At 35.3% G+C, this 13,124-nt stretch carries 19 protein-coding genes and 1 tRNA gene; 14 read left to right on the top strand and 6 right to left on the bottom strand.

The annotated features are described in order from the left end of the window. Positions 1 to 12 precede the first annotated feature (12 nt). Positions 13 to 960 carry an IS110 family transposase gene (locus OPR57_RS02445; RefSeq protein ID WP_265035888.1) on the top strand — a complete coding sequence of 316 codons (948 nt, stop codon included), beginning with the start codon at positions 13 to 15 and terminating at the stop codon, positions 958 to 960. A 310-nt stretch (positions 961 to 1,270) separates the two neighbouring features. Next, positions 1,271 to 1,417, top strand: coding sequence for a hypothetical protein (locus OPR57_RS02440; protein WP_265037127.1), 147 nt, complete (start codon positions 1,271 to 1,273; stop codon positions 1,415 to 1,417). Here OPR57_RS02440 and OPR57_RS02435 read toward each other — a convergent pair whose 3' ends face one another. Then, positions 1,418 to 1,543, bottom strand: a complete 126-nt coding sequence (locus OPR57_RS02435; RefSeq protein WP_265037125.1) for a hypothetical protein — start codon at positions 1,541 to 1,543, stop codon at positions 1,418 to 1,420. A 690-nt stretch (positions 1,544 to 2,233) separates the two neighbouring features. Between OPR57_RS02435 and OPR57_RS02430 the strand changes: the two genes are divergently transcribed. Beyond that, positions 2,234 to 2,307, top strand: a tRNA-Arg gene (locus tag OPR57_RS02430). A gap of 8 nt (positions 2,308 to 2,315) precedes the next feature. Here the strand turns inward: OPR57_RS02430 and OPR57_RS02425 are convergent. Together OPR57_RS02425 and OPR57_RS02420 are read right to left on the bottom strand one after the other, a co-directional pair. Then, positions 2,316 to 3,266, bottom strand: a complete 951-nt coding sequence (locus tag OPR57_RS02425) for a complex I NDUFA9 subunit family protein (RefSeq protein WP_265037123.1) — start codon at positions 3,264 to 3,266, stop codon at positions 2,316 to 2,318. A gap of 50 nt (positions 3,267 to 3,316) precedes the next feature. Then, positions 3,317 to 4,846 (bottom strand): UDP-N-acetylmuramoyl-tripeptide--D-alanyl-D-alanine ligase, encoded by a 1,530-nt coding sequence (locus tag OPR57_RS02420; RefSeq protein WP_265037121.1) that lies wholly within the window; start codon positions 4,844 to 4,846, stop codon positions 3,317 to 3,319. Between the two features lie 183 nt (positions 4,847 to 5,029). On the opposite strand from OPR57_RS02420, the gene OPR57_RS02415 reads away from it, so the two are divergent. The 8 genes from OPR57_RS02415 to OPR57_RS02380 all read left to right on the top strand — a co-directional run bounded on the left by OPR57_RS02415 (position 5,030) and on the right by OPR57_RS02380 (position 9,035). Further along, positions 5,030 to 5,782, top strand: a complete 753-nt coding sequence (locus tag OPR57_RS02415) for a hypothetical protein (RefSeq protein WP_265037120.1) — start codon at positions 5,030 to 5,032, stop codon at positions 5,780 to 5,782. Between the two features lie 21 nt (positions 5,783 to 5,803). Continuing rightward, entirely contained in the window at positions 5,804 to 6,061 is a 258-nt protein-coding gene (locus OPR57_RS02410) for a hypothetical protein (protein ID WP_265037118.1), read from the top strand. A 3-nt stretch (positions 6,062 to 6,064) separates the two neighbouring features. Continuing rightward, positions 6,065 to 6,433, top strand: coding sequence for an HIT domain-containing protein (locus tag OPR57_RS02405; RefSeq protein ID WP_265037117.1), 369 nt, complete (start codon positions 6,065 to 6,067; stop codon positions 6,431 to 6,433). A gap of 18 nt (positions 6,434 to 6,451) precedes the next feature. Next, positions 6,452 to 6,805: an NADH-quinone oxidoreductase subunit A gene (locus OPR57_RS02400; protein WP_265037116.1), complete on the top strand. Its 354-nt coding sequence runs from the start codon at positions 6,452 to 6,454 to the stop codon at positions 6,803 to 6,805. A gap of 3 nt (positions 6,806 to 6,808) precedes the next feature. Then, complete coding sequence (locus OPR57_RS02395; RefSeq protein WP_096617324.1) at positions 6,809 to 7,324, top strand: NuoB/complex I 20 kDa subunit family protein; 516 nt, start codon at positions 6,809 to 6,811, stop codon at positions 7,322 to 7,324. Further along, positions 7,317 to 7,889 carry an NADH-quinone oxidoreductase subunit C gene (locus OPR57_RS02390; protein ID WP_265037115.1) on the top strand — a complete coding sequence of 191 codons (573 nt, stop codon included), beginning with the start codon at positions 7,317 to 7,319 and terminating at the stop codon, positions 7,887 to 7,889. The genes OPR57_RS02395 and OPR57_RS02390 overlap by 8 nt, the downstream gene beginning before the upstream one ends. A 3-nt stretch (positions 7,890 to 7,892) precedes the next feature. Further along, the gene (gene mdh / locus OPR57_RS02385) at positions 7,893 to 8,840 is read left to right on the top strand and encodes a malate dehydrogenase (RefSeq protein ID WP_265037114.1); all 948 of its coding nucleotides are present in this window, start codon (positions 7,893 to 7,895) and stop codon (positions 8,838 to 8,840) included. Positions 8,841 to 8,906: 66 nt separating this feature from the next. Further along, positions 8,907 to 9,035 carry a hypothetical protein gene (locus tag OPR57_RS02380; protein ID WP_256359385.1) on the top strand — a complete coding sequence of 43 codons (129 nt, stop codon included), beginning with the start codon at positions 8,907 to 8,909 and terminating at the stop codon, positions 9,033 to 9,035. Positions 9,036 to 9,178: 143 nt separating this feature from the next. Here the strand turns inward: OPR57_RS02380 and OPR57_RS02375 are convergent, their stop codons facing one another. From OPR57_RS02375 to OPR57_RS02365, 3 genes are read right to left on the bottom strand one after another with little or no spacing between them, the layout of a single operon-like run. Then, positions 9,179 to 9,967 (bottom strand): TatD family hydrolase, encoded by a 789-nt coding sequence (locus OPR57_RS02375; protein WP_265037112.1) that lies wholly within the window; start codon positions 9,965 to 9,967, stop codon positions 9,179 to 9,181. Continuing rightward, positions 9,964 to 10,410, bottom strand: a complete 447-nt coding sequence (locus tag OPR57_RS02370) for an RNA pyrophosphohydrolase (protein WP_406831637.1) — start codon at positions 10,408 to 10,410, stop codon at positions 9,964 to 9,966. Before OPR57_RS02370 ends, OPR57_RS02375 begins: the two co-directional genes overlap by 4 nt. A gap of 34 nt (positions 10,411 to 10,444) precedes the next feature. After that, positions 10,445 to 11,113: an AAA family ATPase gene (locus OPR57_RS02365; protein WP_265037108.1), complete on the bottom strand. Its 669-nt coding sequence runs from the start codon at positions 11,111 to 11,113 to the stop codon at positions 10,445 to 10,447. 129 nt (positions 11,114 to 11,242) lie between these two features. Between OPR57_RS02365 and rsfS the strand changes: the two genes are divergently transcribed. The 3 genes from rsfS to tyrS are packed head-to-tail and all read left to right on the top strand — an operon-like array spanning position 11,243 to position 13,057. Continuing rightward, positions 11,243 to 11,560: a ribosome silencing factor gene (rsfS, locus tag OPR57_RS02360; RefSeq protein WP_320157504.1), complete on the top strand. Its 318-nt coding sequence runs from the start codon at positions 11,243 to 11,245 to the stop codon at positions 11,558 to 11,560. Beyond that, entirely contained in the window at positions 11,551 to 11,805 is a 255-nt protein-coding gene (locus OPR57_RS08005; RefSeq protein ID WP_410541106.1) for a hypothetical protein, read from the top strand. The genes rsfS and OPR57_RS08005 overlap by 10 nt, the downstream gene beginning before the upstream one ends. 1 nt (position 11,806) lies before the next feature. Further along, positions 11,807 to 13,057, top strand: a complete 1,251-nt coding sequence (gene tyrS, locus OPR57_RS02350; RefSeq protein ID WP_265037103.1) for a tyrosine--tRNA ligase — start codon at positions 11,807 to 11,809, stop codon at positions 13,055 to 13,057. The last annotated feature ends 67 nt before the right edge of the window (positions 13,058 to 13,124 follow it).

Here is a 13,124-nt window from a genome sequence, read left to right as displayed (position 1 = left end):
TCGAGGTTCTTTATGGTTACATCTTATCAAAATTTTATTGGCATTGATATCGGAAAACTTGAATTTGTTACTGCAGTTAATGAACAAAAAGGTGTCATCAAATTTGACAATAGTTGTGTTGGTTGGAAACAATTCTACCAAAAATTTTCAAATATCTTGCCCAACTCCATGGTAATTTTAGAAGCTACAGGAGGTTATGAGCTTGGCTTATTGTATTTTCTTATTGATAGAAACATTGCTGTGCATCGTGCTAATACTCGTCAAGTTAAAAACTTCATTCTATCTCATGGAACTTTGGCAAAGACCGACAGTCTTGATGCAAAAGCGCTTGCCCAATATGGTTCTGAGCGTTGTGGACATCTGCAGCTATTTACACCTATCTCAAAAGAACAAACCACCTTGTTTGCACTTTGTCAGCGTCGTGACGATATTACGAAAATGCTTGTTCAAGAGAAGAATAGGCTAAAAACTCCTGGAAATGATTACATTAAGGAAAGTTGTCAACAAGCTATTGAATTCCTCAACAACCAGGTAGAAAAGCTTGATCAAGCTATACAAAAAATAGTCAATGAAAATCCTGAATTGCAACGATGCCAAAAAATTCTTGAAACAGTCCCTGGAATAGGTAGAAAAACCTCTCAATGTTTATTGTGTCTCATACCGGAACTTGGTTCTTTAAATAAAAGGCAAATTGCAAGCCTTGCAGGTGTTGCGCCTCATCCTAAGGAAAGTGGTAAAGCTATTGGCTACCGAAGGATTATAGGTGGAAGAAGTAACGTTCGTTCAAAGCTTTTTACAGCTGCCATGGCTGCTGCAAGGTCCAAATCTGCACTTGGTGCCTTTTATTCTAAGCTTATTGAAAGTGGTAAGAAAAAGATGGTGGCTATAACAGCTCTAATGCGTAAAATAATAGTGATTGCTAATGCAAGGCTTAAAGAAGCAGTTAATTTGCATATTTAAAAATTTACATAGCAATAACTGAAATTGGTTAATGAATATGCGCGTCCACACACATTAAAAGCGCATATTCATTAACTTAAGCAGAAATTGCTGTGGTGGCTGTTTGATACAAAATTCTGTTTCTATAACAAATGGGTTTTTATTGCCCATATGAAGTTGCAAAACTACAAATAAAAAATTTTTAAAAAAACATAGTTGATATCTGCGATCTAGCAAGCTTTGCTTGCAAATAAGTCTAATACGCGTCGCGTTTTATGCCAAAACACAATTGGAGTTACATGCAAAATAGATCCCAGTGTCAGCTACTCGGATGACAAAAAAAGGAGCACTGGAATCCAGAAAAAAGAATGATGTCATGCAAGTAGCTGACACTGATTTCCATCCACAAGGGTGTCATCCGAGTAGCCCCTTCGGTGTCATCCCAGTGCCTCTTTCTCCTGTCATCCCAGTGCCCTGACTACTTGGATCCAGGAAACTTAACTCTACACCAAGTAAATGTACAATAAGAACTAGATTCCAGTGTCACGCGCACAACTGTACGAACGTTGTAGTTTGTGAGCAATTCCCACCAGTGGGGTGTCATTCCAGTGCTTGACACTGGGATCCAGCTTCTTTTTTTCTAGATTCCAGTGTCAAGCACTGGAATGACACCTCTCTTGGGCTCTTTTAGCCACAAACGTTAAGAAATTTACCAAACGAAAAAAAAGGCAAAAGAAGCCCTAACCATTGTCTATTTTCAGTATTGGCGTTTTTAAGTCTTAAACGCTGCAATTTAGCTGCTTTTAAATGCAACTAACCTTAGCTTTAATATTTAAGAAATTTACCAGGCAGAAAAAAAAGGCATAGAAAACCCGCAGTAGCTAGTTATTCACTCTCTATTTTAAAATTTGACGTTGGGTGATGTCTTGAACGCTTTATAAGCGCGTTTCAGCTTATATAGGTAAAAACCTAGAAATTTGATAAAGACATAAGGTACACATAGTGCAAAAAATTAAGCATAGTACGCCAAATACAAGTTTTCTTGTCGTTTTAATCTGCACAGATTGCGAAGTTAAATGAAATAGCTTCAGTTTCATGATAAGGGGGCTGGCGAAGAGTGTCAAGCAACTTTCTATATAATATTTTCTAAAATAAATAGACTTCTCGCATCCAATTTCAGCAGCGCGTGACACACAACTGCAATGACAAGGTGTTGTAAGATATTACCACAACCATCATATTCACACGAAATACTTGACTTCACTTGTACTAAGAAGCATTTTATATATGTTGTGTGCCCGTAGCTCAGCTGGATAGAGCAACAGCCTTCTAAGCTGTGGGTCGTAGGTTCGAATCCCACCGGGCACACTCTTCTATCAATACTTTCTATAAATCTTCAAGTACTCTGGCACCACATTTTCAATTGCTAATGGTCGAACCTTCATTGTTTCAAGGTCAGCTGACTTTTCGATTGAGCTATTCATCATAACTTTTACCTGATCTTGAGTAAGCACAGGGTTCGTATCTCCGGTTATTGGTTTTAGCAGCATAGAAATAATTTTATTTTCTAAAAAGAAAGCTATTAACTTTGCCATTGGAAAAGATACATTGATCAACAAACACTTTCTGTTAGTAACATTCAGGATAAACTTCAATAAGCTTTTGAAAGAGTAAACCTTTGGTCCGCCCATGTTATAAATTTTCTTGTCTTGCTTATTAAAACTGATAATACGATATACCACTTCAGCTAAGTCTGTTACACATATTGGCTGAAATTTAGTTGTTCCATTGCCAATTAGCGGCAAAAAAGGAAGAATAGTTGCTAATCTTGCAAATTTATTAAAGAAGTTATCTTCTTTACCAAATACAAGGCTTGGCCTAATTATTATTGCTTCTTGAAATGCTGAAGTTACAGCTTTTTCACCTTCCAATTTACTTTTGGCATATTTTGACAACTTGCTATTTTCTATTCCCATAGCAGAAAAATGTATCATCATAGGTACATTTTTCATTTTTGCAGCTTTTGCTATCCTTTCAGCTATTTTAACGTGAACAGCGTAAAAATCGTGCTTTTTTGCTTCATATAATATTCCCACTAAGTTTATAGCTACATCACATTCTTCCATACCCTCCAGAACTGATTTTTCATCAAAAAAATCGCCTTTAAATATTGATATTTGTCCTAAATTGCCACACAATTTTAAACAAGCAGCTTTTTCCTGATTACGAGTGAATATCTTTATTAAATATCCTTCTGCTGCCAAGCGTCTTACGATGTGTTTCCCTATAAACCCCGTTCCACCAAAAATAATTACACGTTTTGTCACAATTAAAGTTCCTAATAATTTGTTACTATAAATTAATACAATGATTTTGCTTAATATTCTATTATGAATTCCCGTACAATAAGATCCATTTTCATTCCTCGTGAGCCTTTAACTAGAATTGCGTCATTATTCTGAATAATGTTAGCTAAATCACTTTTCAATTGATTAGAATCATTAAAATGCGCGCCTCTTATATTATCTGGCAAAAGCTCATGCAATTCTAACATAAATTTACCAACTGTATAAACTTTATCTATATTATTTCCTGTGATAATCTTAACCAAATCTGTATGAAACTCTATGCTTTCATCACCAAGTTCCAACATATCACCAAGCAAAGCTACTTTTCTCTGATTAGAATATGTACTCAAAGTTTTTATTGCAGTTTTCATCGAAGCAGGGCTGGCGTTATAGGAGTCATCAATTAAATGTATATATTTTTTATTGTATTTGACCTTATGAATATTGCCTCTACCTTTCGCTACACTAAAATTCTTAAGTGCAAGTGGTAATTTTGATAAATCAAGTCCGAGGCTTTGCACAACTGCTGCAACAGCAAGTAGCGAATAAGCAAAATGCTCACCTTGTACACGTAAATTACAGTTTATAATTTGATTATCACTCAGCCTGATTTTTAAACTTAATCTATTAGCAACTCGGTTTGATGTCATTCCAGCGCGTGACGCTGGAATCCAGTCTTTATTATACAACCGTCTGATATGCTCATTTGCAATTGAACTTCCTGGATCCAAGTAGTCAAGCACTGGGATGACAGAAGATAGTGCTGAAATGACAGAAGATTCATCGTTTCTTATTAAGTTTAGTAAACAAACTTCAGCATTTTTATCTTTACCGAAGCTTATTACATTTCTATTGGCGTGTGATGAGAGATAATCATAATATTTATTATCTCTGCTTAAAACCAAAGTACCGTTATTTTTCATACCATACAGAATTTCTAACTTCGCTTGTGCAACGTCAAATAGTGATGAAAAATTTTCAACATGCGCAGGTTCGATGTTGGTAATAACTGCAATATTCGGATTACTAATCTTTGATAATTCTTTTATTTCACCAGCTTTATTCATTCCCATTTCAAGAATTAAGTACTGGCAGTTTTTTGGAGCTTTCAGAATTGTCAAAGGCAATCCTATATTATTATTTAAGTTACCTTCGTTTGCATGGGACACTCCATATTGCGATAAAACAGTATGCAGCATATCCTTTGTAGTGGTTTTCCCGACACTGCCTGTAACTGCAATAACTTTAGCATCAATAAGAACATTTCTAATGTAGTATGATGCCATATCGTGCAAAGCTTTCAGGGTATCTTGTACAATAATGAGAGGGAAACTTTTATATTTACTCTCACTTGCTATTGCAGCGGCAGCCCCTTTTAAAAACGCTTCATGCAAAAAATTATGGCCATCAAAATTCCTTCCCTTGAGGGCAATAAATAAATCACCTTTTTTTATGCTTCTTGTGTCCGTTGAAATATTTGAGCTATGTATCCAATTATAACCATTTACGTCTCTTCCGCCAGTTGCATCAATGATATTATTTGTGTTCCATTTAAACATAATTTAGAGTATTCTTTATAATAAATTGAACAATAAAAGTAGCGAAAATACTACATGTTTTAGACAATGTGCAAATAATGGTTGCAATCCCTATAATTCTATCTTATAATGGATATAGAAGTTTAAATTTTTTCGTCTATAATTAAAATGTATTTGGTTATAGAAAGTACCTTGGAGGTATGTATGGCAGAATCTATTTGGGCTAAGATAGGCGGAGCAGTTAAAACAGGTGTAAAGGCTACAGGTCGGGTGTTTGCTCTTGTGCCTAAAGCACTTATTTACCCTATAAGGAAGCCGTTTGCTTCAACGGGTGAAATGAAACATGATGCTACAGTTTCGTTAAAGAAAGTTGTTAATATAAATGTACCTGAAGAAGAAAAGGAATATGACCCACCCATAGAAACCACACAAGCTAGTAAGAATCTTGGTGTACAAATAACAGAGCAAAAGAAAGGGACAGGAAAGGTAAGTTTTTTAGCGTCAAGAACTCTGACGGGAGATATACCTTATTTGAGCCCAGAGCAATTAGATAAAATAAAAAAAGGTTTGCCAAATATAACTATTTTTAGAGAAGAAAACAAAATTGTAATTGAAGTTGATGTTGAAAAGATAATTAAAAAGATCAAAGATGACAATCCAGGAATCAATGAAAAAGCAATAAAAGAACTTGCTCTTAAGGAAATTTTTAATAAAGTTGATTGCAACCTCAAAGGCTTGGCAAAAATTACTGGCGGGGAATTTAAAATTCATACAGACTTAAAATTGCTAAATGGTATTGCAGAAAAATTGTATAAGGAATATGATAATCAAAAGCAGTCATTAGACAAAGTTGTGAAGTCTGATGTTGGTCAGCCTTCAGAAACTATAGCTTCAGGTAAGAAAAAATGGGCGCAAGAAGCTATAAAGGCAGGTAAGTCGCAAAGTTGTGGAATGTAAAATAAGTTATAGGGGAGTATTATGAGTGAAGCTAAAAAAATAGAGGAAAGACATCATAGTCTAACTGTTCCTGGGGATATGTATCACTTACAACCAGGAGTTATTACTGGAAAAATGGTAAGTGGAATAGAACCCTTTTTGAAAGAACAGCAGGACATGGTAAAAGTAAGGGAACTTGTAAGCTCTTTAAATCTTGAAGATGCTTCTGGTGAAGCGATAAAACCACTATCTACACCTAATGTAGAGAAAAACGAAGAAAGAGGGAAAGGTCGCTCTTAAAATATGAGCAATGAAGTTTATGATAGCGATAACATCTTTGCTCAAATATTAAGAGGTGAGTTACCTTGTGAGAAGGTACATGAAAATGAAAATGTACTAGCTTTTTGTGATAAGTACCCTGATGCGCCAGTTCATATTTTAGTTATACCAAAAAATCAATATGTTTCATATGATGACTTCATTCTAAAAGCTCCTGAAGAGGAGATAATAAGTTTTTTCAAAACTGTTAGAGAAATAGCACACAAATATAATCTAGAAAAAACAGGATATAGATTAGTCACTAACTACGGTGAAAATGGAGAGCAGGTTGTACCACACTTTCACGTGCATATTTTAGGTGGTAAAAAGTTAGGAAAGCATGTAAACTCATAGTGTTATATGTTTTGTTAAATGAGCGAATATTTAACCATAGTAATCTTTATCTGCGTATCAATTGTAGTATCTTTTGCTTTAGGTATATTGCCTATGTTTCTTGCAGTGAGTAAGCCAGATGGTGAAAAGCTTTCCACATATGAGTGTGGCTTCAATCCACTATCCAGTGCAAGGAAAAATTTTGACATTAAATTTTATCTAGTTTCAATATTATTTATAATATTTGACTTAGAAACTGCTTTTCTTTTTCCTTGGGCTGTTTCTTTATCTAAGATAAGCTATGGTGGATTTTGGTCTATGATGGTATTTCTTGCAATACTCACTATAGGTTTTATCTATGAATGGTGTAAAGGTGCATTAGAGTGGGAGTAGTTTATGACAAATCAAATTCTATCTAATGATGACTGGGGTCGTTATAAAAAAGAAGGGTTTCTTGTCACTAAATTTGGTGATTTAACAGATTATGTAATGAATTGGGCAAGGTCTGGTTCATTGTGGCCAATGACATTTGGTCTTGCATGTTGCGCAGTTGAGATGATGCATACTGCATCCAGCCGTTATGATCTTGATAGATATGGCATAATGTTTCGTGCAAGCCCACGTCAATCAGATGTGATGATTGTTGCTGGCACACTAACTAATAAAATGGCAGCAGCATTGCGCAAGGTTTATGATCAAATGGCAGACCCGAAGTATGTTATTTCCATGGGAAGTTGTGCAAATGGTGGTGGTTATTACCATTACTCTTATTCAGTAGTCCGAGGCTGTGATAGAATTGTACCAGTTGACGTGTATGTCCCTGGATGCCCACCAACCGCTGAGGCGTTGCTATATGGAATGCTATGCCTACAAAACAAAATAAAACGAACTCAGAATATAAAGCATGGATAAAACTGCAAAGTATATACAAAAAAAGACCAAATGCGAGTGCATTCAAAAAGATGATGGCATTATTGTAATATATTCAACTTTAGATGAAATTGAAAAGCACCTATTCTTTCTACGTGATGATGAAAAGTGTAGGTTTGAACTATTAGTTGATATTTTTGGGGTTGACTATCCAAATAGAGAGAAGCGTTTCGAGCTAATATACAATCTGCTCAGCATTGTGCATAATATTAGAGTACACATAAAACTTCAATTATGTGAGGGCGATATGCCTCCAAGTGTAGCGAAGATATTTAGTACGGCTTTGTGGTTTGAGCGTGAAGTGTTTGATATGTATGGAATAGAGTTTTCTGATCACCCTGATTTGCGTAGGATTCTAACAGACTATGGATTCAAAGGTCATCCAATGTTAAAAGATTTCCCTCTCACTGGTTATGAGGAAGTAAGATATGATATAGAGACAAAAAAGGTTGTGTATAATCCTATAGATTTACCGCAAGATTTTCGTATGTTTGATAGCTTATCGCCTTGGGAAGGTAAAACCATAAAAGTAAATACAAAGGAGTAAAAAATGACAGTACAAAGAAAAAAAATATCTTTAATCGGTGCAGGAAATATCGGTGGAACTCTCACCCATATGATTGCACTAAGAGAGCTCGGCAATGTTGTTTTACTTGATATTAGTGATGGAATACCACAAGGTAAAGCACTCGACATAGGAGAATTATCCCCTATTGATGGATTTAATGTCAATATTACTGGCACAAATAGGTATGAAAATATAAAAAACTCCGATGCAATTATAATAACCGCTGGCATTGCCAGAAAACCAGGAATGAGCAGAGACGACCTCCTGCAAACCAATGCTAAAGTAATGAAGGAGGTTGGCGAAAATATTAAAAAATATTCTCCAAACGCGTTTGTAATAGTGGTTACCAACCCTTTGGATGCCATGGTTTCAGTGGTGCATGAATTTTCAAATCTTCCAACTAATATGATTGTTGGCATGGCAGGAGTGCTTGATTCTTCCCGTTTTCGTTACTTTCTTGCAAGTGAATTAAATATCTCAGTTGAAGATATATCTGCTTTTGTGCTTGGAGGACATGGCGACACTATGGTACCACTAATCAATTGTGCTTCAGTTGCTGGAGTTCCACTTACTCAAATTATCGATATGGGTCTTATCACACAGAAAAAAGTCGATGAAATAGTTGAACGCACTCGCAATGGCGGTAAAGAAATAGTTGATCTGCTTAAGTCTGGATCTGCATACTACGCTCCTGCATCTTCAGCTATATGCATGTTAGAGTCATATTTAAAAGATAAAAGGCGTATATTACCATGTGCTGCTTACCTTAATGGTGAATATGGTGTAGAAGATTTGTTTATTGGTGTTCCTGTAATTATTGGAAAAAACGGAATTGAAAAGATCCTAGAAGTTAAAATGAATGATAGTGAACAAGAAATGTTTAATAAGTCTGTAAACTCGGTGAGAGAGCTGGTGAAACTTCTAAGCTAAATTAAGTATCCGTTCAGCGGAGTGGCAAAATAAGGTAGACAAGATAAATCAAAAAATCAAGAAAAAGTGAGTTTACAACAAATGATGTCATCCCAGTGCTTGACACTGGGATCCAGGGATTTTGATTGGATACTGAGTATAAAAGTAGCTAACCTTATGTTAAAACACAATATTTTTGGTGAGGGGTTGCATTAAAAGCTGGATTCCAGTGTCAAGCACTGGAATGACACCACCATAAAGTGAAACTAGATTCCAGTGTCAGCTACTTGCATGACACCACTTTTGCTTCAATATTTGCATATTAGCCACGCCCTTGAACAGATACTAAATTAATTGCTCTATAGAGTTTCTTTGAGCTTAAGTTTCGTAAACAGCCTAAAAAAGTTGTTTGTAGTTATCTCTGCCACTTTATCAGGTGACTCATTCCACAACTCTGCCAAACAATCAACAACGTATTTCACCATTGCTGGTTCATTCTTTTTTTCCCTATAAGGCTCAGGTGATAGATATGGTGCATCAGTTTCGACTAAAACACGCCCGCGTGGTACATTTTGTGCAATTTCTCTGAGTAAGTTCGCATTTTTAAAAGTAATAATTCCAGAAAATGAAATATATAACCCCAAATCTATAGATTGATAAGCAAGTTCTTTAGAGGAAGCAAAGCAGTGCATTACTCCACTAAAACCACCGGCTTTCATTTCTGACCTTAACATATCGATCATCTCATTATCAGCGCTTCTTGTGTGAATAACTAAAGGTAACCCTGTTATTCTTGCTGCTTCTATGTGTGATGCAAAACTTTTTTTCTGATTGTCTTTGTTGTCAGATTTATAAAAATCTAACCCGGTTTCACCGATACTAATTACCTTTTGGTTCTTGGTCAATTCAACTAATTCATCAACATGTATACACTCACCGTTTTCTATAGCAGCATCAAGCGGATGTATACCAACAGAGGAGTAGACTTGATCATAGGATGAAGAAATTTTTAATAACTTAGGAACATCGTCAATGCTTACGCATATGTTATGCAAAACCTTTACACCATTTTTCTCTGCCCTTGAAATTACTTTTGGTATTTCATCATCGAAAAAATAAATCAAGTGGCAATGAGAATCTATTATCATGAGCTTATTGTTGAGGCTTTTATTATAGAAGAAAACTCTTCTATCACTGTTTTATAAACTTCTTTTTTAAATGATATAGCACTGGCTACTAAACTATCTATACCTTGCCAACGCCACTCTTTGAACTCTGGATGATCAGTATAATTAATATCAATATCCTCATCCTCTCCGCAAAACTTCATTAAGAACCACCTTTGCTTTTGACCAGAATATTTTCCATTCCAGCATATTGGTATAACTTCTTCAGGCAAGTTGTAGTATATCCAATCCTTGCTTTTAGTTATAACCTTTACTTTATTAGTGCCAACTTCCTCTAGCAACTCACGTAACGCTGCTTGTTCCAGTTCCTCACCATCATCAACACCTCCTTGTGGCATCTGCCAGTAAGAGTCGCTATCAAAGCGTTTTCCAATGAAGACATGTCCTTGTTCGTTAAATAGCATTATGCCAACACAGGAACGATACTTATCTTTCTGCTCAACCACGAGTACGCTCTGTTTTTAAATGATTTGTTACAGAAGTTTTAATTAATTTTCCATTTTTTTCTTTCTTCATCTCTTCAACAATTTTCTTTGCAACTTCCTTTGCACTTAAGTTTGAGTTGTCAATTTCAAGCGAACCCTCAGGTATAAATAGCCTTTTCCCTTCAATTTTCTTTATAGCAAAATCCGGATCAGTAATTTTATTTTCCTGATATCTCTCTTCTGATTGGACACGTCTCACTAGTTTTTCATTATTACAATGTAATACTACAGAAAAAACTTCCATGCCCATTTTTTTACTTAAATTTACCACTGAGTTATATAATCTTTGGTCATAGGGATCACCCTCTATCAATTCATTTGTAAATATATAATGTTTTGATTTTACGTAGTGTTTTTCCAGTATTGCTAATACATTTTCCCTAACTGCAAAAATTTTTTCCCACAGATCATCTGGAACTTCAGTATTCTGTAATTTAACAATATCAAATATAATATTATTGAATAGATTATTGCTTACTATTACTGCACCAATGATTTTACACAGTTCCTTTGCAGTAGTAAACTTACCACTACCTGGAAAGCCGATTAAGTAGATGAGAGTCTTGCCCGTAATGAATACTAGTAAAAAGCTATTTTCAATTATATATAAAAGTATATACATTGTACATGCTAAAAACATGATGATAAAATAGATGCAGGTAATACCTTTAACAAGCAGTTGCGTTGAAAATAGTTCATATTTAGAAATTTTGAGTATATAATTATAAATGAGTCATATAACCTGTAAACAATGCTTAGCGATATGGAATCGATAAGAAGTACAATTGAAGAGATAATAGATCAAAATAAAGGTTATGATATAGTAACTTTTGATGTGCAGAATAAAACCGTTATTGCAAAATATATGATTATTGCATCTGGTGATTCAAGCCGTCACGTTAAAGCTTTAGCTGAGCACGTAATAAAAAGCCTCAAGCCACATGATAAAATAGATGTAGAAGGTATGGATGAAGGCAATTGGGTGGTTTTAAATTTTCAAGGCATAATGGTTCACATATTCAGGCCAGAAGTAAGGGAGTATTATAAAATAGAAGAGTTATGGAACTGATTGCCTGGATAGCTGGTGCACAACTGCACAAACGTTGTAATTTTGAAGGCAACTCCTGCACAGGTGGTGTCATTCCAGTGCTTGACACTGGAATCCAGTTTTTCATGCAATTTCATCGAAAACGTTGTATAGTGTGCTTGTTTATAATTAAGTTTTCTGGATCCCAGTGTCTGGGCACTGGGATGACATCCTTCTCTATTAGGGTTACCTTCGGCATTAATGACAGGATAGGCTGGGGTTTATAAAATGAAACACAAATCTGAATTTTTAAATTTTATCCAAGAAAGAGGGTACCTATACCAATGCACAAACATTGAAGGACTAGATCAGTTATTATTGCAGAGCAATTATATAGTTGCATACATTGGGTTTGATTGCACAGCACCAAGTCTTCATGCTGGTCACCTAATTCAGATTATGATGCTCCTTCACCTGCAAAAATTTGGTTATAAGCCGATAGTCCTACTTGGAGGTGGCACAACAAAAATTGGTGACCCATCCTTCAAAGATAAAACAAGAAGCATCTTGCCCGTAGAGAACATCAATCAAAATACATCCAGTATAAGAAGAATATTAGAGAAAATGGTGTCTTTTAATGACAGCAAGACTGGTGCAATGATAGTAAATAACGCAGATTGGTTGGATAACATAAAATACATAGATTTTTTGCGTGATATAGGAGCTTATTTTTCTGTAAATCGTATGCTAAGTTTTGATAGTGTGAAAACCAGGCTAGATAGAGAGCAAACCTTAAGCTTTTTGGAATTTAATTACATGCTATTGCAAGCTTACGACTTTACTGAATTAAACAAAAAATATGATTGTCGTCTGCAGATTGGAGGTTCAGACCAGTGGGGAAATATAGTAAACGGAATTGAACTTGGAAAAAAGTTGAATTTACCTGAGCTGTTTGGCCTTACTGCCCCTCTTTTATTGAATGCTCAAGGGGTAAAAATGGGCAAAACTGAAAGTGGAGCAGTGTGGCTTGATGATAATATGCTAAAGCCTTACGACTACTGGCAATATTTTCGCAACGTTGATGATCAAGATGTTGGACGTTTTTTAAGATTACTCACTGATGTGCCAATTGATGAGATTAGAAAATTAGAGTCTTTAAAAGATCAGGAAACAAATGAAGCAAAAAAGGTCTTGGCAACAGAAGTGACAAAAATATGTCATGGTGACAAAGAAGCGGAACTTGCACAATTTGCTGCAATTTCTGCTTTTGAGAATGAAGATAGCTCACTACTTCCTGATTACATCATAAAAAAAGAACAAGTTGCAAGCGGCATATCCTTAGTAGACCTACTACATGACACCGGTTTTGAACCTTCAAAAGGCGCTGCAAAGCGTTTAATACAGGGCAACGGATGCAAGATTAATGATAATGTTGTAAACAATATTGATCATGTAATAAATTTCGAGAGCTTCAAAGGTCGGTCATTTATAAAATTATCTGCAGGAAAGAAACGCCATATTAAAGTTATGGTAGATTAGGTCTCGAAGTAAGAAAACAAATTTTATACAAGTGAGAAATTAGATATGGAGCAAATTTTCAAAATTC

Source organism: Wolbachia endosymbiont (group A) of Anomoia purmunda (assembly GCF_947251545.1).
Lineage (GTDB): Bacteria > Pseudomonadota > Alphaproteobacteria > Rickettsiales > Anaplasmataceae > Wolbachia.
This window is presented reverse-complemented; position numbering and strand designations above follow the sequence as displayed.